General features: G+C 30.7%; 16 protein-coding genes. 2 read left to right on the plus strand and 14 right to left on the minus strand.

The features are described 5' to 3' along the window. The first annotated feature begins 70 nt into the window (after positions 1 to 70). The gene (locus Q0958_RS14955; RefSeq protein WP_299124465.1) at positions 71 to 2,455 is read left to right on the plus strand and encodes an outer membrane beta-barrel protein; all 2,385 of its coding nucleotides are present in this window, start codon (positions 71 to 73) and stop codon (positions 2,453 to 2,455) included. 58 nt (positions 2,456 to 2,513) lie between these two features. Here Q0958_RS14955 and Q0958_RS14960 read toward each other — a convergent pair whose 3' ends face one another. The 14 genes from Q0958_RS14960 to Q0958_RS15025 form a co-directional block, all read right to left on the minus strand. Then, positions 2,514 to 3,143, minus strand: a complete 630-nt coding sequence (locus Q0958_RS14960) for a carbonic anhydrase family protein (RefSeq protein WP_150899340.1) — start codon at positions 3,141 to 3,143, stop codon at positions 2,514 to 2,516. Positions 3,144 to 3,160: 17 nt separating this feature from the next. After that, positions 3,161 to 5,032: a SulP family inorganic anion transporter gene (locus tag Q0958_RS14965; protein ID WP_299124467.1), complete on the minus strand. Its 1,872-nt coding sequence runs from the start codon at positions 5,030 to 5,032 to the stop codon at positions 3,161 to 3,163. A gap of 105 nt (positions 5,033 to 5,137) precedes the next feature. Beyond that, positions 5,138 to 5,821, minus strand: coding sequence for a universal stress protein (locus Q0958_RS14970; RefSeq protein WP_299124469.1), 684 nt, complete (start codon positions 5,819 to 5,821; stop codon positions 5,138 to 5,140). 1 nt (position 5,822) lies between these two features. Continuing rightward, positions 5,823 to 7,355, minus strand: coding sequence for a SulP family inorganic anion transporter (locus Q0958_RS14975; protein WP_299124471.1), 1,533 nt, complete (start codon positions 7,353 to 7,355; stop codon positions 5,823 to 5,825). Positions 7,356 to 7,624: 269 nt separating this feature from the next. Beyond that, positions 7,625 to 7,921 carry a hypothetical protein gene (locus Q0958_RS14980; protein ID WP_299124473.1) on the minus strand — a complete coding sequence of 99 codons (297 nt, stop codon included), beginning with the start codon at positions 7,919 to 7,921 and terminating at the stop codon, positions 7,625 to 7,627. A 67-nt stretch (positions 7,922 to 7,988) separates the two neighbouring features. Continuing rightward, positions 7,989 to 8,741 (minus strand): tetratricopeptide repeat protein, encoded by a 753-nt coding sequence (locus Q0958_RS14985; RefSeq protein WP_299124475.1) that lies wholly within the window; start codon positions 8,739 to 8,741, stop codon positions 7,989 to 7,991. Beyond that, complete coding sequence (locus tag Q0958_RS14990; protein ID WP_299124477.1) at positions 8,741 to 10,504, minus strand: BatD family protein; 1,764 nt, start codon at positions 10,502 to 10,504, stop codon at positions 8,741 to 8,743. Before Q0958_RS14990 ends, Q0958_RS14985 begins: the two co-directional genes overlap by 1 nt. A gap of 50 nt (positions 10,505 to 10,554) precedes the next feature. Further along, a complete protein-coding gene (locus Q0958_RS14995; protein WP_299124479.1) occupies positions 10,555 to 11,382 on the minus strand; it encodes a tetratricopeptide repeat protein in 828 nt (275 codons plus the stop codon). Between the two features lie 6 nt (positions 11,383 to 11,388). Next, complete coding sequence (locus tag Q0958_RS15000; RefSeq protein ID WP_299124480.1) at positions 11,389 to 12,432, minus strand: VWA domain-containing protein; 1,044 nt, start codon at positions 12,430 to 12,432, stop codon at positions 11,389 to 11,391. A 3-nt stretch (positions 12,433 to 12,435) separates the two neighbouring features. Beyond that, positions 12,436 to 13,443, minus strand: coding sequence for a VWA domain-containing protein (locus Q0958_RS15005; protein WP_299124482.1), 1,008 nt, complete (start codon positions 13,441 to 13,443; stop codon positions 12,436 to 12,438). Further along, positions 13,430 to 14,347, minus strand: a complete 918-nt coding sequence (locus Q0958_RS15010; RefSeq protein ID WP_299124484.1) for a BatD family protein — start codon at positions 14,345 to 14,347, stop codon at positions 13,430 to 13,432. The genes Q0958_RS15005 and Q0958_RS15010 overlap by 14 nt, the downstream gene beginning before the upstream one ends. Before the next feature lie 28 nt (positions 14,348 to 14,375). Then, positions 14,376 to 15,242, minus strand: coding sequence for a DUF58 domain-containing protein (locus Q0958_RS15015; protein WP_299124486.1), 867 nt, complete (start codon positions 15,240 to 15,242; stop codon positions 14,376 to 14,378). Continuing rightward, positions 15,243 to 15,572 carry a hypothetical protein gene (locus tag Q0958_RS15020; RefSeq protein ID WP_299124488.1) on the minus strand — a complete coding sequence of 110 codons (330 nt, stop codon included), beginning with the start codon at positions 15,570 to 15,572 and terminating at the stop codon, positions 15,243 to 15,245. Positions 15,573 to 15,657: 85 nt separating this feature from the next. Further along, on the minus strand, positions 15,658 to 16,647 hold the full coding sequence (locus tag Q0958_RS15025) for an AAA family ATPase (RefSeq protein WP_150899328.1): 990 nt from the start codon (positions 16,645 to 16,647) through the stop codon (positions 15,658 to 15,660). 263 nt (positions 16,648 to 16,910) lie between these two features. On the opposite strand from Q0958_RS15025, the gene Q0958_RS15030 reads away from it, so the two are divergent. Continuing rightward, positions 16,911 to 19,910, plus strand: coding sequence for a TonB-dependent receptor (locus Q0958_RS15030; protein ID WP_299124490.1), 3,000 nt, complete (start codon positions 16,911 to 16,913; stop codon positions 19,908 to 19,910). Positions 19,911 to 19,915 lie beyond the last annotated feature (5 nt).

Raw genomic sequence — 19,915 nt, forward strand, 5'->3', positions numbered from 1 at the left:
CGACTTTATGCATTCGGTCGCAAGCAATTTTAAATAGCTACAATTTTGCTCTCAAATAAAAAATACATTCATGAGAGTTAAAAGCATTTTCATTTTAGCATTATTATTTCAAGCTATAAGTTTAATAGGACAGATAAAGATTACAGGTAAAGTAACAGAAGGTAATGAGCCGATTGTTTTTGCTAACGTTATTTTACAAAGTTTAGAAGGAAAAATTATTAAAGGAACTACAACTATAGATAATGGTGAGTTTTCATTATCCGCTCCAAAAGGAACCTATAATTTAAGAATAAGTTTTATAGGTTTCATAGAAATAAAGAAACAAGTAAGTTTAAATACAGATATAGATTTAGGAACTTTAATATTAAAGGAAGAAAGCAGTAGGTTAAATGAAGTTGTAATTACATCGAAGAAAAGATTAATAGAACAAAAAACAGATAGACTAATTTTTAATGTAGAAAATAGTGTATCTGCAAGTGGAGGCGATGCTTTAGATGCGTTAAAATTAGCTCCCGCTATTACAATTCAAAACAATCAAATAAGTATGGTTGGAGGAGAGGCAACCAGAGTAATGGTTGATGGACGTTTGATTCAACTTTCTGGTGAGGAATTAGTGTCTTTTCTAAATTCAATCTCAGCAGATGATATCAAGAAAATAGAAATTATAACCAATCCGCCAGCCCAATATGAAGCATCTGGAGGAGGTGGAATAATTAATATAGTATACAAGAAAGGAAGAAGGAATTCTTGGAAAAACACAACTTCATTTTCTTATAATGTAAATACTTATGGTTATGGAACATTGCGAAATAATTTCTCATACAATAAAAATAAAATTCAACTAAATGCTTCGATTAATACTACAAGAGGAAGTTTAAGAAACTTAGAAAGAAGTGCTACTTTTTTTCCAAAAAGTACATGGAAGGTTGGCATTGATTCAAAAGATACTAGAAAAAATAATTCAGCTAGGTTGTCTATAAACTATTTATTGTCAGATAATATTGAAATAGGAGGGCAATATCTAGGAAGTTTTAATAGACCTTTTTCTGATGCCCCTGGAACAACTGAGTTTTATAATGAATCTAACCAATTAGATAGTTTATTGGTAAAAACTGAGCCTAGACGCAGAAGTATAAACAACAATATATATAATGCTCATATAATTGCTAAACTTGATACTATGGGGAGAAAACTAACTGTAGATTTTGATTATTTTAATTATGAAAATAAACTAGAAGCGGATGCATTAGTGAATACTTTTTCTCCTTCTGGACAATTTGTAAGGGTAAATCAATCAGTTAAAAATATTACCAATCAAGCAATAGATAACTATAGTATAAAAGCAGATATGTCTCATCCTATTGATAAATTGGATTTGTCTTATGGTTTTAAGTTTAGTTTCATTAATACAAAGAATAAATTAGATAATTTTAGTACAGTAACTAATGTACCTATATTAGATACCAATTTATCTAATGAGTTTGAATACAAAGAAAATGTGCAGGGTTTTTATGTAAATGCTTCAAGAAAAATTAGTGATAAATGGAATTTGCAAGCTGGTCTTAGAATAGAAAATACTGAAACCAGAGGTTTTTCTGAAACTTTAAATCAAGTAAATAAGAATAGTTATACTAAGTTATTTCCTTCAGTGTTTGTATCCTATAATAAAAATGATAACAATACATTTTCATTTAATTATGGAAGAGGTATCAACCGCCCAAATTATAGAGATTTAAACCCTTTTAGAAGCTATGTGAATAGTAATGTATACTCAGAAGGAAATCCATTTATTCAACCTGCGTTTATTGACAGATTTACTTTTACTCATAATTACAAAGGTAAGTTTATAACTTCTTTATATTTTAGTTATACATCTGATGGTTTTGGTACATTATTTTCTGCCGAACCTGAAAATAATATTCAAGCAGTTATAAGAAGGAACTATTATAATGGGACTTATTGGCAACTTTCAGAAATGTATAATGTTCGTTTTACAAGTTGGTGGAAGAGTCAAAATTATGCACATATTTCAGGTGTTAATGCTAATGTATTTGAAGATTTATCAGCACCTGTTAAGAATGGTATTCAATTTAGATTCTCAACGAACAATACTTTTACATTATCAGAAAATACAAGTGTACAAGCAGATTTCTTTTATCAACCAAAATCTAGTTCAAATATTTACGAATTAGGAACGATGTACGGATTGAGCTTAGGAGTTAAAAAAACATTCTTAAAAAAGCAGTTACAAGCAGCTATTTTTGTCAATGATATTTTTGACAGTGCTAGTTTAAATAATTTAACTTCTGAAGTAAATGGAGTTAAAACAATTTATGACCAGAATTATAGTAGTAGATATTTACGTTTTTCATTATCCTATAGTTTTGGAAATAAAAAAATAAAGACTAGAAATCGTGGTTTTGGAAATAGTGAAGAACAGCAGAGAGCAAATTAGCATAAAAAAAGGGAGTTTTTTAAACTCCCTTTTTTATATTATAACAAATGATAATGAATTAAATCATTTCAACTTTTCCAGTAGTTAAAGAGTAAACTCCACCTACTATTTTAATTTCACCATTATCTTCCATTTCTTGTAAAATTTTACTTCTTTGACGGATACGATCCATAGTTAATTTTACATTGTTTTCAACAGTCTTAGCTACAAAAGCACTATTTGTTGAATTTGCTTCTCCTTCTACTTGTTCTGAAGCTAATTTTGCAGCAGGAACAATATTATCTAACATTGCAGTAATATTTCCTAATTCTACTCCATCACAAGCAGCTTTTACAGCACCACAACTTTCATGACCTAATACAAAAACTAATTTACTTCCTGCTACAGCACAAGAGTATTCCATACTTCCTAAAATATCCACGTTTTCGAAGTTACCAGCTACACGAGCTACGAAAACATCACCAATAGTTTGGTCAAAAACCATTTCTACTGGTACTCTTGAATCGATACAAGATAATATTACAGCTTTTGGAAATTGACCACCAGTTGTTTGTTCAACTAAGTCAGTTACGTTAGATGCTGTTAAGTTATTGCTAGTATAACGGTTGTTTCCGTCTAATAAGTCTTGTAATACAGAATCAGCTGTTAATTCTGCTTGCACGTCTTTTGTAATAGCTACATTTCTCATAAAAGTATTTTATTTTTTTAATTATTAATTTTTATGTTTTGTTTTACCCAAACCATACAATCGTCAAAAGACTCAAAAATATGATCTTCTGATATTAAATCTGGGATAATATCAATTCGTTCCATCATGTAGCGAGGTTGTTTTAATAAACCAACAAAAAGTACCTGTACATGTGTTCCGTTTGATTTTAAATCTTGAATCGTATCTTCCATGGCATATAGCCCAGATTGATCCATATATTGCATTCTGTCTAAACGCATAATTACAGAGGTTGCAGTTTTAGGAATTTGTTTAGTTAACGCTTGAAAATCACTAGTAGAGCCAAAAAACAGAGGTCCTTTGATGTGTTTTACAAACAAATGTTCTTTCAATTCCTCAGGGAAATCTTTTTCATCTTTCCAAGCCTCTTCTTTTTTCAGTGATTTTACATCTGAGCGCTCAGCTGTTAAATCACCTATTTTCTTCATAAACATTAAAGAAGCTATAACTAAACCAATACCTACTGCATATACTAAATTCCAGAAAGTAGAAAGTACTAATACCACTAGCATAATTATTACTTCCGAACTTAGTTTTAAAGGTCCAAATTTAGCATCTCGTGGTAAGTTAGGTATAGCTTTTAGTCCTTTATAATCCATAACACCAATACCAACTGTGATTAAAATCCCTGCTAAAACTGCTGCAGGTATTTTTGAAGCTATTGGGCCTAGTCCTAGTAAAATAACTAATAGCATTATACCAGCTATCATACCAGACAATTTAGTTTTACCACCAGAGTTTATATTTACTACTGTACGAATAGTAGCTCCAGCTCCAGGAATACCTCCAAAAATTGAAGCAATAGTATTACCAATACCTTGTCCTATTAATTCTTTATTAGGTTTATGCTTTGTTTTAGTCATATTATCAGCTACAACTGATGTTAATAAAGAATCTATGGCTCCTAATAAAGCCAAAGTTAAGGCAGTAAATACATAAGGTGTAATACTGGATAAGGTAAAGTTTGTAAAGATTTCCATGTTTGGCATTGGGAATCCGCTTGGGATTTCCTCAATAGGCCTGTAGTTTAAACCAAAACCTAATGCAATACCAGTCATAACAACTAAAGCAACTAAAGTACTAGGAACGGCTGTTGTAATGCGTTTAAAACCGTAAATAATGAATATGGTTCCTAAAGCTAATATTAATTCTAAGAAGTTAATGTTTTGTAAAGCTCTTGGTAGTACTTTAAAAGTACCTAAAACACCGGAAGCTTCTTTACCTGCTAAAGTTTTACTTTCTTTTAATATATCTGCTTGAGTTATTTTTTCAGCTCTTTTAATAGTTTCTTTAAAATCTTCAAGAACTAAAATGCCTTCCCCAGCTTCTTCTTTTAAAATATTATCTAAAATTACTTCTTCAGCTTGTGGTTTAAACTGCTCAACAAATTCTATGTCTTCTTTAGCATAATAACCTACTGAAGGTGAAATTTGTGTGACTAAGATTATAACTCCAATTGCTGTCATAAAACCGGAAACTACTGGGTAAGGTATATATCGAATATATTTACCAAGACCTAAAACTCCCAGTCCAATTTGCATTAAACCAGCTAATAAAAAAACAGTTAAAATTGTTGGTAGCGCTCTACTAACATCTCCGTCATTTGCAGCTAATATTCCAGCAATAACAACCATACTTACAGCAGTCATTGGTGCAGTAGGTCCAGAAATTTGAGTGTCTGTTCCTCCAAAAAGTGCTGCAAAAAAAGCAATAAAAATAGCACCGTATAAACCAGCACTAGGTCCTAAACCAGATGAAACACCAAAAGCTAAAGCTAGTGGTAATGCCACAATTCCGGCTGTAATCCCTCCAAAGAGATCACCTTTAAGATTTGAAAATAGTTGTTTCATATATTTTTAGTTGAGTAGGAATAAATATACTAAAAAAACTGTAATAGATACCTACTCACGTTTAGGACTGGTTTATTGATTTAAGTAACCTAGATTTAATATTTTTTAATTAGCAACTACTAATGAAACATTCATTTTATTAAGTAGCTTGTCAAATGATTTTGTAGATTTTGGGTTGACCGTTTCTCTATCTACCAATAATAAATTGGCATCATTTGAATTAACTACTTGAAAGTTTTTTAATGGTTTATTAGCATTTTCAATAATTTCATTAATAAATTTATTATTGTGCTGTTGCTCTATTTCATTATATAAGCCTAATGAGATTTCATTTTCTGGTTGAAGTTCACTCTCAGCTGAGGCTATAATAATTGTTTTGCCTTTTTTCTTTAATACGTGCTTGCTAATCTTATCGCCTAAAGCACTTATGCTTTTACTTCTACGCTTTCCGATTACAATAATATTTGGATTGGTATCTTCTAAAAAAAGGTCAATTTCATTTTTAATATTTCCAAAAGTAAATGAAGAGGCAATATTGATATCATACTTTTGAGAAAATTCAGAAACTAATTCACTAATTTCTTTGTTAGTTTGAGTGAATTGGGAGTTAATGGCTCTTTTTGCTGATAATTGATTATCAGTAACTACAACATCAGTTGGCTTTTTTACGTGGAAAAAATGGATGCTAGCATCTGTTTTTTTTGCCAAGCTAATTGCTGTTTTCAATGATGTTGCCGTGCTATCCTTTAAATCAGATAGCACGACAATTTTATGTTTAGAGATTGCCATTTTATGAAGCTTTTGGTCTTAATTTAAAAAACTCAATAAAACTAGCAGGGTTTTCTACAACACCTCTTTCAGAAATTAACTTAATGTCAATGTTTCTCTCTTTTGCTTTAAAGGCAAAATCTTCAAGGATTTCAACAATATCATGGTCTAAGAATCTTGTTTTTCTTACATCTAATTCTAAGTAAGAATTTTCAGAAAGACTGTCTAATTCTTTTAAAATAGCACCTTTATTGAAGAAAGTAACTTCTTCAGCTAAAGACATTTTTATTTTATGAACACCGTTACTCTTGTCTTCAATATGTAAGAAGTGAGAGTTTTGGTAACTCTTAAATAAGATAACAACAATTCCAACTGCAAGACCTAAACCTATACCTAATAATAAGTCACCAGTAACAACCATTGGTAATACTGTAGCCATAAAAGGAATAAATTGTTTCCATCCTAACTTATACATGTTGATAAATGTAGCTGGCTTTGCTAATTTAAATCCAACAATTAATAATACCGCAGCAAGAACTGATAATGGAATTTTATTTAATAAAGTAGGAATTAAAATTACAGAGATTAATAATAAAATACCATGTACAATTGCAGACATTTTACTTTTACCTCCTGATTGAATATTTGCAGAACTTCTTACAATTACTTGCGTTACAGGTAAACCTCCGATTAAACCTGACATAATATTACCTACTCCTTGTGCTAATAATTCTCTATTTGTAGGAGTTACATTTTTGTCTGGATCTAATTTATCAGTTGCTTCAACACATAATAATGTTTCTAAACTTGCTACTACAGCAATTGTAAAAGCAACAATCCAAACATCTTTACTTCCAATTACTGCAAAGTTTGGAAAAGTAAATTGACTTAAGAATGAATCAATACTTTCTGGAACAGGAACACTTACTAATTGCTTAGCGTTAATTGCTAATGATTCATTACCTTGAGTTAAAGCAAAGAAAATAATACCAACAACTACAGCTACTAATGGTCCTTGAACTAATTCGAATATTTTACCTTTTTTAGATAATACTTGTTGCCAAAGGATTAAGATTCCTAATCCAATAACACCAATAATTGTAGACCCCATACTTATGGCATCTAAAGAAAAACTTGTAGCTGATTTATCGTAACCAAAGAAGAAAGGAATTTGCTTCATAATGATAATGATTCCAATACCTGTTAACATTCCTTTAATTACAGATGAAGGGAAATAATAACCAATAACTCCTGCTTTTAATACACCAAGAATTAATTGAATAATACCTCCTAATACAACTGCTACTAAAAAGTTTTCAAAGCCTCCTAAAGAAGCAATAGAAGTTAATACTATGGCAGCTAAACCAGCAGCTGGTCCACTTACTCCTATTTTTGAGCCACTAATGGCTCCTACAACGATACCACCAACAATTCCTGCTATTAAACCAGAGAATAGTGGAGCACCACTGGCTAGTGCAATACCTAAACATAAAGGTAATGCAACAAAAAATACTACGATACTAGCGGGTAAATCGCTTTTAATTGTTTTAAACATAGACGTGATTTTAACCTAGGGTTACTTTTAATTTAAATTATATATAAATGAAATTTAAGTGCTGTGATAAATGCACTTTTTGAAAAATATTTTATTACTTCCTTTTTTGAGTAATTACTTAAAAAACTTACAGTTAAATTGTTCGTTTTGAAATGTGTATTGCTTTTAAAAAGGACATTAACATCACTTTCAAGGTTTGTTAATGTAGGCCTTGATTATGAGTAAGGTATGTTAAAAAACATCTGGTAGATGTTAGTAATAAGTAATATTTATGAAAATTCTGGAGGTGGAGATTCTAGACTTCTCGATATAGAATTATACTTATTTGAGATGTAAGTATTTTTTTCATCTCTACAAGGAAGTGCATAAGAAGATGAAAATTCGCTAGAAAAGTCGATGATTTTTATTTCATTTTTTTCAGAATTCTCATTGTTTTCAGCATCTTCTTCAATGTCAATAGTTAATGATGACTCGCAAATTTCTTCTGTAATGCTATAATACGAAGGAATAGCTACTGAGGCTAGTAGTATTATAGTGAGTAGGTATACGAAGAAGTTTTTGGTCATTGTCGATTTTTTGACGAAAAGCAAATATAAAAGATATGAGCTAATAAAATGTTAAATAAATGAAAATTTATAACACTTTGATTACGTTGCTCTTTACCCAGCCTATTTTTCCATCGGCTAATTTGATTTTATTCCAATCCTCCACAGCATCTAATACTTTAATTTTTGTTCCTTCATGTAAAGTAAATATAGCATCCGAATCATCAGTAGGAGCATTTTTTATTTCTACTTCTTCATTAAAAACAATTGCTTCAATATTATTCTTTGACTGATTGTATTGTGTAAAAGTTATTGCTAACGTTGTTATTAAAAGAATAAAAGACAAAATACTAGTTGTAAAAAAGAGTCTTTTTTTACTTGGCGTATATGAAAAATAGAACATTAGGAATAAAAAAGATGCTACAAAAGACAGTAGTACTGTAATAACTGCCCAAGTATCATAAGATAATTTTTGTAGGAAATTATTATTGATTTTTTGAAAAATAGATTTCGGTAATTCTTCTATTCTATCTAATGTTAATCGTTTTGCTATAATTAAATTGTTTTGAGCGTCTTCATTTAAAGGGTCTAGTATAAGGGCCTTTTCATAATTATAAATAGAAGGAGCTACTTGATTTAATTTATAATAAGCATTTCCTAGATTAAAGTATAATTCAGAAGAAACTTTACCAGAGCTTTCAATCTCATTATACAACTTAATGGCTTCTGAGTATTTTTTTTCTTTATATAACGTATTTGCTTTAGCAAATGTGTCATTTACAGTTTGGGCTAGCACAAAATGCGCTGAAAAAAACAATAATATTACAATAACTCTTTTCATTATAACTGTTTGTCTAATTGTGTAATTACTTGTTTTGCTTTCTCGTATTCTTCTTTCATTTGCACGTTTGTAATTGGAGTATAACGAGCAAAATCGCAATCGTTTAAAACATCTATAAAGCTTTTTATAGTAGAAGCATCAATTTGTTTACTGTTTAATAAATCGGTTATTTTATCACTGCTTATGTCTGAAGTTTCTACACCTAACTTAGCTTTTAAATAATTATGTAAAGCTCTTTCTAGTGCTTCATAAAAAGCCTCTTTATTCCCTAGTTGTTTTTGAGCTTCCGATAAATATTTTTTAGCAAGTTTATCAGCTTTTCTCAGCTTATTGCCAATTACATCACCATCACGTTCTTCTTTTTTCTTGTAAATGTAAATTCCTACAGGAATTAGAATAATAGGTAATAATAATAAAATGTAAAATACAGTTGACCTGAAAAAATCTGAGTTGTCTATGGTTTCTAGGTTCGTAGACGATTGAATATATCTAAAATCGTTTCCTGTAATTTTTATGTTTTGTTTTGCAACTATTTTGTTGTCAGTAGATGTTGGTAATTCTTTACCTTCTAAAACATCAACATATAAATCTTCCGTAGTTATAGTTTGATAAACTTTTTCTTTTGGGTTGAAATAAGAAAAGCTTGTTTTTGGAATTTTATACTTTCCTTTAAATTCAGGAACTACAGTGTAGTTATCTGTAACAGATCCTTTTAATCCAGATGAAGTTATACTAACATTTTCTTTTCTTTCAGGTTGGTATACTTCTAGTTCTTTAGGTGTTTCTATTTTAGGAAGTTCAAATAATTTTAAATTCCCTTTTCCATTTACTGTTACTTTTATTTTAGCAGACTCGTTAGCTTTTAAGGTAAGTTTGTTTAGAGAAACATCAAAAGAAAATTCTCCTACTGCACCTGTAAAGTCTACTGGTTTATTTTCAAGAGGCAATGCTTTAGCTCTAACTACTTTTTTGGGAGAAGAAAATTCTTTTCTTACCTGTTTTGTAATAACATTTCCAAAAAAATCAGCTCGGCCAGTTGGAACAGCAACTATAATATCCATTTTCATAGGGTCTATAGTCAGTTTACCGTCTTTTGTTGGGATTAATAAGGCTTTGTGTAATACAGCATAACGATAGCGCTCTCCATTGTATTTACCTATTTTAACTGGAGTACCATTTCGTTTGATTTCTTGATTCCAAAAACCATTATATTGAGGTGCTTCTGTAATAGCGTTGTCGTAAATACCTACATTTTCACTAAAATATAAACGATACTCGACATATATCCCTTCTCCTACATAAGGGTTTGATTTAGATAACTCGGCAACTAAATGAATGTTTTGTTGCGCTATGTAGTTAGGGTCATTAGGGTTTTTGGGAAGTTCAACAGCATCTAAAACAATAATCTTAACTGAATTAGATTTTATTGTTTTTCCATCAATTTCTATACTAGCAGGCGGTAAGTTGAATTCACCTTTTCTTTTAGGTTGAAGGATGTAAGAATATGATTTAGAAAAAGATAGTTTTCCATTAATCAATGATTGACTAACTGCTTGACTCGGTCCGCCAACAACTTTAAAGTTTTTAAAGTTAGGTGCTTCAAAATTGTCCGCTCCTTGTTTGTTAATAGTAAATTCAACACGTAATCGTTGATTAACACCTAGTTTATTTTTACTAACAGATGCTTTTAATACAGAATCTTGTGCATTAACACTAAGTGTGATAAAGCAGATTATTAACGATATGTATAGTTTCAACTTCATATTCAGTTTTAAAAAATGCAAAAATAATTAAGATTTTAAATGTTGGTAAATTACCAATCTTTTTCTTGTTTTACCTTTCTTCCTTTTGACTTTTTAACGTTCATTTTCTTTTGCGTCTTTTTCTCCTCGTTGTTTAAACTTTCCAACAATTGCTTCATTTGTTCAGGAGACATTTTTCCTTGTTGAGGTTGAGGCTTTTGTTTTTGGTCTTTCTTATCGTTTTTATTAGGCTGTTTGTTTTGATCTTTATTTTTTTGATCCTTGTTCTCGTCCTTTTTATCTTTATCCTTGTCGTCGCCTTTTTTGTCTTTATTTTTATCTTTTTGTTTGTCTTTGTCGTCTTTATTTTTTTGATCTTTCTTATTCTGATCTTTTTTGTCTTTGTTCTTATCCTTGTTGTTCTTTTGGTTTTGTTGCTGCTTTTTTAAATTCTTTTGTGCAACAGCCAAATTATAACGAGTTTCATCGTCACCAGGATTTCTTCTTAAGGCATTTTTAAACGCATCAACAGCTTGTTGATATTGTTTTTGCTCCATCATTGCATTTCCAATATTGTGGTATGCTTCTGCCTGAGCAAATTTATCTTTTGATGTTTTGGTGGTTACTTCAAATTGAGCAACAGCCTCTTTGAATTTTTTAGCTTGATACAAAGTGTTTCCGTAGTTGTAGCTTGCTTTTTCATATTTACTATTTTTACCTAGGGCTTTACGGTAAGCAATTGCTGCATCATCAAATTTTTGTTTGTTGTATAATTTATTTCCTTCACGTAATAAAGCTCTTGCTTCTCGCTGCAGTTTTAAAGTATCTTGTTGTGCGTTACTAGTAATAACAGCGGCAAAAAACAGCATTAAAAATAAAACATAATGTAAACTTTTCATCTTCATTTATTTTTTAGATTCTTCGTTAAATAAGTCTACTTTCTTTACCCACTTCGTTTTTCTTTCGAAGAAAAATAAATCAATAATTAAAAATAATAACCCTATTCCTAAAAACCATTGGAATTGATCTTTATAATCAGAAAATTGCTTAGTTTCAAACTCGCTCTTTTGAGCATTTGCTATAATATTCTCGATAGTTTTAACAGGGTTTTCTGTTTTGTTTCCATCAATATATTCTCCATTTGAAGCTTCTGCAATACCTTGTAAAACATCTGGTTTTCTTTTAGTAATTACAGTTTCTCCTTTTCTATCTTTTTTATAACCAATAAGTGCGCCATTTAATTTGATAGGAATTTGACCTCCTTTTTCGGTACCAACACCTATGGTATATACTTTTACACCTTCGTTAGCTATATTTTGAGCAATTTGCTTTGTTTCTTCTTGATGGTCTTCACCATCTGAAATAATAATTAAAAAGCGATTGGTTTGCTCGTCGTTATTATAATATGTTTTGGCTAAAGTTAAAGCTTCATTAATAGCAGTTCCTTGACTTGAAACCATATCAGGATTTGCGTTTTGTAGAAACATTTTAGCTGCTGCATGATCTGTAGTAATAGGTAACAGAGGATAAGCGTTTCCTGCATAAATAATGATACCAACTCTATCGCTTCCTAATTTGTTTATGATTTTAGAAATAATCTGTTTCGATTTTTCTAATCTATTAGGAGCTATGTCTTCTGCTAACATACTTTTTGATACGTCAAGAGCAAAAACAACATCGACACCTTCTCTTTTTACGGTTTTTAATTTAGTTCCCATTTTAGGGTTTACTAAGGATATAATTAAAAAAGAAATTCCAATGATAAAAAACACCAATTTTAAAACAGATTTGAATGTAGAGGCGTTTGGAGCTATTTTATTTAATAGTTCTTTGTTTGTGAATTTTTTTTGAGTTCTTTTTTTCCACCATAAAACCAACAGAAAAACAACAATTATTACAGGAATAATTGCAAAAAAGGAAAAATATATTGGTTCTTCTATACGATACATTGTTTATATAAAACTTTTAAATAATGTGTTTTTTAATACGAATTCTAATAATAAAAAGATACCAGCTAAGAATACAAGGAATCTGTATTTTTCAGTATAATTATAGTATTTAAACTCTTCTATTTTTGTTTTTTCAAGCTTATCTATTTCATCATAAATAGCTTTTAATTTAGAGTTGTTAGTTGCTCTAAAATATTTCCCTTCAGTTTCTTTAGCTATGTGTTTTAGTAAAGATTCGTCAATTTCTACTTGTTGGTTTCTGAATGAAATTTTTCCAGTTCTTGGGTCTTTTGCCCAAGGGAAAGGTGCCATTCCGTTAGTTCCTATTCCAATAGTATAAACCTTGATATTGTTTCCTTTTGCTAATTCTGTAGCTGTTTTAGGGTCAACAAAACCAGCATTGTTTACACCATCTGTTAGAAGAATAATAACTTTACTTTTGGCTTTGCTTTCTTTTAATCTGTTTACAGCTGAACCAAGTCCCATTCCAATTGCTGTACCACCTTCAAGTTGTCCCCATCTAATATCTGAAATGGTTCTCTTTACAATTGATTTGTCACTAGTAATTGGAGTTTGAGTAAAGCTTTCACCTGCATAAACTACAATACCTATACGGTCATTAGGTCTTCTATTAACAAAATCGGTAGCAACACGTTTAAGAGCGTCTAAACGGTTTGGTTTTAGGTCTTTAGCAAGCATGCTGGCAGATACATCAATAGCCATAACAATATCGATACCTCGGTTTGTCTTTGTTTTTTTACTAACGGCTACATTTCTTGGTCTAGCCAAAGCAACAATTAAGCAGGTTAAAGCTAAAAGCCTTAAGAGGTATAATAAAGGCTTAAGTTTAGGTAATATAGAGCCTTGTATCTTAAATCCTTTAATACTAGAAATTGTTAAATGAGCGCTGTCTTTTTTTCTTGAATAATAATTCCAAAAGGCAAGTAGAGGAATTAAAATTAATAACCATAAAAATTCAGGGCTATGAAATTCAAAATTATTCCACTTCATCTTCTACTTCTTCTTTTTTAGGTTTTAAATTATCTATTACATTTTTAGCATCTTTACGATCTTGTTCAATTTCGTGTGATAAAGGTTTTGATTTCGCAAATTTTACTAAATCCGATTCTTGTAATAATTCTTTTAACTTTTGAATTGTTTCTTTAGTTGTCTCAATAGACTTTGTTTCGTCAAAATCTTTTAAGGTGTCAATTAATTCATCTGTTGTACTTTCTAGTGCAGGAATGTTTAATTCTCTTTCAATGTATGATCTAACAATTCCTGTTAATTCACTGTAATATTTTTTAATATGGTTGTTTTGCCATAATAATTTGTTGTCTAATTCTTGAAGCTTTTGAATTGCTTCTTCATAAGGAGGTAATAGTGGAACAACAACTGTTTCTTGTTCTTCTTTTTTCTTTCTGAAAACGAAGTAGTAGATTATTAAGCCAATAAGTACTAATATGGCTATAGTCCAATAAATATAATTTTTAAAGTCATCAAATTGATAAGGTTCTCCTTTGATTCCTTTTATTGGGAATTTTTTAATTTTTGTAGTATCAATGGCTACAGTAGCTACATTGATAAGTAAGCTATCTGTTAAATAAGCTTGGTTTTTTATAAAGATTTGTTGTTGTGGTATGTAAAATGAGCCGCTATCAAAACCAGTTAAAATATATTTTTGAACTAGTTTGTTTTTAATCGTATCTATTTTTAAGGTATCGACAACTTCTAATCCTTTAAGGTTGTTTAATTTAGGGATAATTACATTTTCGGTATCATCAACAGAGATTTTATATTGAAATTGTTCACCAATTCTAATATTAGTAGTATCAACTTCAACCTGAACTTTGTTAGATTGTGAAAATCCAATAGAGGATATTAATAAGAAGATGTAGAATAATTTTTTTCTCATTTTATACTGTCTTTGTTATAGTAGACAATTAACCTTTTCGTTTAAAATAACCTAATAACTTTTTTACATAGCTTTCATCTACACGTGTACTGATAGTTCCTGCACCACTTTTTGTAAAAGTAGTTTCGAAATAATCAGATAAGCGCAATGCGTTAGCTTTGTATTGATTTCTTACTGATGCTGAACTAGTGTTTACTAATTGCATTTTTCCTGTTTCTGCATCTACCATTGGTACCATACCTAAATTAGGAATTTCTTCATCAGATTTATCATATACACGGATACCTGTAACATCGTGTTTGTTTCCAACAATTTTTAATGTGCGTTCGTAATCATCATCCATAAAATCAGAAAGCATAAAAACAATAGCTTTCTTTTTCATAATATTAGATAAGAATTTTAATGCTTCGCTAATATTAGTTTGTTTACTTTTTGGATTGAATTCGATTAACTCTCGAATAATTCTTAAAACATGACTTTTCCCTTTTTTAGGAGGAATGAATAGTTCTACTTGGTCAGAAAATAAAATTAAACCAACTTTATCATTGTTTTGGATAGCAGAAAATGCGAGAGTTGCAGCAATTTCTGTTATTGTGTCTTTTTTAAATTGATTAGTAGTACCAAAAAATTCAGAACCAGAAATATCAACTACCAGCATCATGGTTAGTTCACGTTCTTCTTCAAAAACTTTTATATAAGGTTCGTTATAACGTGCAGTTACATTCCAGTCAATAGCTCTAATATCATCTCCGTATTGGTATTGACGTACTTCAGAGAAGGTCATACCACGACCTTTAAAGGTCGAGTGGTATTCTCCTCCAAAAATATGATTAGACAAGCGACGTGTCTTAATTTCTATTTTCCGAACTTTTTTTAGTAATTCTTTTGTATTCATTTAATTTAACCAAGCTTCTGGTAAAGGTGGTAAATCCATTTCTGTATACTCAGCATCTTGTTTTATCGAAAACAAAGGTGCTTTTTGTATAGATAAATTTACATTGTTCTTTTGACCAATTTCTCTAATTACTTCATCTAATTTTCTTTGTTGGCATAGTACTAAGCTGTTCATTATTACGTTAGATTCTGTTTGTAAATCAAAACAATCTACATAAAAAGAAGGAGAGTCATCCTTATAAATGATAGCTTCTGTACTTTTTTTTCTTCTTAATTCTAAAATTTTTTTTGTTCCGTTCAACGTTTTGTACGTCGTTAATTTAAATCTCATATAGCTTTTTGTTTAAGGGGGTAAAACTTTTGCTTAGTTGAGTAAAATAGTTATGGTTTTGTTATGTGTGTGTAGGTGTTTTTAGTTAAGGCACCTGAACCTCATTTATAATTGAATTTATAATATCTATAGATGTAACGTTTTCAGCTTCTGCTTCGTATGTAATTCCAATTCTATGACGTAAAACATCGTTTACAACAGCTCTAACATCTTCTGGAATAACATAACCTCTACGTTTAATAAAAGCATAACATTTAGCTGCTTTAGCTAGTGCAATACTTCCACGAGGAGAAGAACCAAAACTAATTAAAGGTTGTAGTTGTTCTAAGTTATATCTTTCAGGATAACGAGTAGCAAAAATGATATCAAGAATGTACTTCTCAATTTTTTCATCCATGTATACTTCGTTAACAACTTGACGCGCTTTTATAATTTGTTCAACAGAAACAACAGGGTTAACTTTTCCAAAGCTTCCATTTAAGTTTTGACGCATAATTATTTGTTCGTCTTGTAATTTAGGATAGTCAATTACAGTTTTCAACATAAAACGGTCAACTTGTGCTTCAGGAAGAGGATAAGTTCCTTCTTGTTCTACTGGGTTTTGAGTTGCCATTACTAAAAATGGTTCTTCTAATTTAAAAGTTTCATCTCCAATAGTAATTTGTCTTTCTTGCATTGCTTCAAGTAACGCAGATTGTACCTTAGCGGGAGCACGGTTAATCTCATCAGCTAAAACAAAATTGGCAAAAATTGGACCTTTTTTAATAGAAAAATCGTTTTCTTTTACATTGTATATCATGGTACCAACAACATCTGCAGGTAATAAGTCAGGTGTAAATTGTACACGGCTAAAACTTGCTTGAACAGCTTTTGATAATGTGTTTATTGCAAGTGTCTTCGCTAATCCAGGAACACCTTCTAATAAGATATGTCCGTTACCTAAAAGTCCAATAAGTAATCGTTCAATCATATATTTCTGACCTACGATAACTTTATTCATTTCTGTAGTTAGTAAATCTACAAAAGCACTCTCTCTTTCTATTTTTTCATTAATAGCTCTAACATCTATATCCATATGAATTGAAATATGTATTTTGAATTTTTGTGAAACAAAGCTACAATAATAAGAAAATAAGAGCTGTTAAAGTAAGGTTAAACCAAAAAAAAGGATTATGTAATAAAAACAGGGGTTTTATGTGTTTAGCTGTTAATGAAAGTTAATTTTATAAAGATAAAACATGTAATTTGTTATTTTTTTAAATAAAACGCACTAAAACATTGTTTTTCGTGTATTTAATTTAAATATTTGTTGAACTAATTAAATTTAAATAACAGTTCATGAAAAAAAACTCACTATTCAAAAAAATTCTAATTTTTAGTTTATTTTTTGTAACAATTTCTATGACAGCACAAACTGTGAAAGGCTTGGTCGTTGATGAAAACAAAGAGCCATTGCCCTTTTTTAATGTCTTAGAAAAAGGAACCACTAACGGTGTAACAACCGATGACAAAGGAGAATTTTCTATTAATGTAAAGAAAATTCCGACAACACTAGTAATCTCTTCTATAGGTTTTAAAACAGTAGAAAAACAAATTAGCTCGACTCAATATGTTACCATTGAAGTAAAAGAAGAGAGTGAAAACTTAGACGAAGTAGTTTTAGTAGGATCAAGAAACAAGTCAAGAACAGCGATAGATACCCCCGTACCAGTAGACATTATCGATGTAGCTGAATTAACAGCAACATCACCACAAGTTAACTTGAACCAAATCTTGAACTATGTAGCTCCTTCTTTTTCGTCAAATACACAAACAATTTCTGACGGTACAGATCACATTGATCCAGCTTCTTTAAGAGGATTAGGACCAGATCAAGTATTGGTATTAATTAATGGGAAAAGAAGGCATACTTCTTCTTTAGTAAATGTAAATGGAACATTTGGTAGAGGAAGTGTAGGTACTGATTTAAATGCTATTCCAGCAGCTGCAATTAAAAGAATTGAAGTTTTAAGAGACGGTGCTGCAGCACAATATGGTTCTGATGCAATTGCAGGAGTAATTAATATTGTACTTAACAACAAGACAAATGAGTTAAGTTTAGCTGTTACTTCTGGAGCGCATATTTCAAAAAATTCTGACAAGCAAACTGGAGGAATTGACGGAGAAAGTGTTAATGTATCTGCAAACTATGGAATTAAACTAGGAGATAAAGGAGGTTTTATAAACTTTACTGGAGATTTTGATTTTAGAAACCCATACAACCGTATGAAAGAGTATGAAGGTTCTATTTTTAATGCATATAATTCTGTAGAGTGGGTAGCGAATAACTCAGGGTTAGATATTTCTAATTTGTCTTTAGCAGATATCAAATTTGCTGCGCAAGGAGTAACACATTTTGATTTGGCTACTAAGAGTGCAATTAACAATGCTACTTCTTTAACAGAGATTTTTGGGGTTAATGCAGGGGCTAATTCAGTTAAAGGTATTTTATCTGAATTTACTAGAGATAGTGCTGGAAATGTTACAGGTATTGTAGGGATTAATACTACCGATGCAGAATTAGCTGTTCGTGGTTTAGATAGAACAGACTTTACAATGCGTGTAGGTCAATCGGCGCTTAGAGGAGGTCGTTTTTTTGCTAATATGTCTTTACCTATAGATGAAGAAGGTACTGAGTTATACTCTTTTGCAGGTATTAGTTCAAGAATAGGAAACTCAGCAGGTTTCTATCGTTTACCAAACCAATCAAGGACATATACGCCCTTTTATATCAATGGGTTTTTACCAGAGATTAATTCAAAAATAAGTGACATGTCATTTGCTGTTGGAATTAAGGGTAAAATCAAAGAATGGGATGTAGATTTAAGTAATACTTGGGGTAGAAACTCTTTCTTATTTGAGATTTCAAATACTTCAAATGCTTCAATGTTAAATAATTCACCAACTCGTTTTGATGCAGGAGGTTTTGCTTTTACTCAAAACACAACCAACTTAGATTTTTCGAATAATTACAAAGATATTTTTAATGGATTAAACGCTGCTTTTGGAGCAGAGTTTAGAAAGGAATTATACGAAATCGTAGCGGGAGAAGAAGAATCTTATACACAGTATGATGCAAATGGATTACCAGTAACAGCAACTACAACAGCTTCAGTTGATGTCTATGGAAATACAAGGCCGGGAGGAGCACAAGTTTTTCCAGGATTTAATGCAAAGAATGAATTGTCAAGAGACCGTAGTAGTTTTGCTGCTTATGCAGATTTAGAGGCAGATTTAACCGATAAGTTATTAGTAGGCTTAGCTGGACGTTTTGAAAACTATAGCGATTTTGGTTCAACATTTAATTATAAAGTTTCTGGTCGTTATAAGTTAAATGAAAATTTAAATATTAGATCGGCTTTTAATACAGGGTTTAGAGCACCATCGTTACACCAGTTAAACTTTAGTACTACATCAACCTTATTTGGTCAAAATGGAAATCCTGAAGAAGTAGGGACTTTCTCAAATGATAGTAGGGTAGCACAATTATTAGGGATTCCTAAGTTAAAGCAAGAAGAATCTGCAAGTATAAGTTTAGGTTTTACAGCTAAAATTCCATCGGCAAACTTAAAAATTACTGTAGATGGTTATTGGGTAGGAATTGAAGATAGAGTAGTTTATACTGGTCAATTCAGAACTAATGATAGTAACGCTAATCCAAATGATGATTCTGATTCTGAATTTGGTAAGTTGCTTAGAGAAGCAAATGCAACTGCAGCATCATTTTTTGCCAATGCAATTGATACAGAATCAAAAGGAATTGATATTGTTATTACACACAAAACAGCTTTAAATGATAAAATGAATTTAAAGTCAGACTTATCAGCAACGTTCTCAAAAACAAAGCAAGTAGATGATATTCATAGTTCAGAACAAATAGCGAATGCAGGATTAATAGATACTTATTTCCCAGAAGATAGTAGAGTGTACTTAGAGGAGGCAGTGCCAAGAACTAAGGTAAACTTATCAAATACTTTAAGTACTGAGAGATTTAATGTGTTTTTAAGAAACGTATACTTTGGTGAAGTAACTGAAGCAACAACTAATGTTAGTAGACAACAAGTGTTTGGAGGAAAAGTTGTAACAGATTTATCAGTAGGGTTTAAAGCTACGGAAGAATTAACATTTACTGTAGGGGCAAACAATATCTTAGACGTGTATCCAGATAGAGCAGCACAAGCTTTAGGAGATGGAGGAAACAACCGAAGTAGTGGACGTTTCGATTGGTCACGTAGAGCGCAACAGTTTGGAATTGGAGGTAGATTCGTATTTGCCCGTTTAAACTTTGTTATTAAGTAATATAA

The sequence above is a fragment of the uncultured Tenacibaculum sp. genome (genome assembly GCF_947499065.1).
In the GTDB taxonomy this organism is placed as follows: domain Bacteria; phylum Bacteroidota; class Bacteroidia; order Flavobacteriales; family Flavobacteriaceae; genus Polaribacter.

Bases quoted from the DNA above. Each gene is read 5' to 3' on its own strand.
- Q0958_RS14955 (WP_299124465.1), top strand. From the start codon at position 71: ATGAGAGTTAAAAGCATTTTCATTTTAGCATTATTATTTCAAGCTATA.
- Q0958_RS14960 (WP_150899340.1), bottom strand. From the start codon at position 3,143: ATGAGAAATGTAGCTATTACAAAAGACGTGCAAGCAGAATTAACAGCT.
- Q0958_RS14965 (WP_299124467.1), bottom strand. From the start codon at position 5,032: ATGAAACAACTATTTTCAAATCTTAAAGGTGATCTCTTTGGAGGGATT.
- Q0958_RS14970 (WP_299124469.1), bottom strand. From the start codon at position 5,821: ATGGCAATCTCTAAACATAAAATTGTCGTGCTATCTGATTTAAAGGAT.
- Q0958_RS14975 (WP_299124471.1), bottom strand. From the start codon at position 7,355: ATGTTTAAAACAATTAAAAGCGATTTACCCGCTAGTATCGTAGTATTT.
- Q0958_RS14980 (WP_299124473.1), bottom strand. From the start codon at position 7,921: ATGACCAAAAACTTCTTCGTATACCTACTCACTATAATACTACTAGCC.
- Q0958_RS14985 (WP_299124475.1), bottom strand. From the start codon at position 8,741: ATGAAAAGAGTTATTGTAATATTATTGTTTTTTTCAGCGCATTTTGTG.
- Q0958_RS14990 (WP_299124477.1), bottom strand. From the start codon at position 10,504: ATGAAGTTGAAACTATACATATCGTTAATAATCTGCTTTATCACACTT.
- Q0958_RS14995 (WP_299124479.1), bottom strand. From the start codon at position 11,382: ATGAAAAGTTTACATTATGTTTTATTTTTAATGCTGTTTTTTGCCGCT.
- Q0958_RS15000 (WP_299124480.1), bottom strand. From the start codon at position 12,432: ATGTATCGTATAGAAGAACCAATATATTTTTCCTTTTTTGCAATTATT.
- Q0958_RS15005 (WP_299124482.1), bottom strand. From the start codon at position 13,443: ATGAAGTGGAATAATTTTGAATTTCATAGCCCTGAATTTTTATGGTTA.
- Q0958_RS15010 (WP_299124484.1), bottom strand. From the start codon at position 14,347: ATGAGAAAAAAATTATTCTACATCTTCTTATTAATATCCTCTATTGGA.
- Q0958_RS15015 (WP_299124486.1), bottom strand. From the start codon at position 15,242: ATGAATACAAAAGAATTACTAAAAAAAGTTCGGAAAATAGAAATTAAG.
- Q0958_RS15020 (WP_299124488.1), bottom strand. From the start codon at position 15,572: ATGAGATTTAAATTAACGACGTACAAAACGTTGAACGGAACAAAAAAA.
- Q0958_RS15025 (WP_150899328.1), bottom strand. From the start codon at position 16,647: ATGGATATAGATGTTAGAGCTATTAATGAAAAAATAGAAAGAGAGAGT.
- Q0958_RS15030 (WP_299124490.1), top strand. From the start codon at position 16,911: ATGAAAAAAAACTCACTATTCAAAAAAATTCTAATTTTTAGTTTATTT.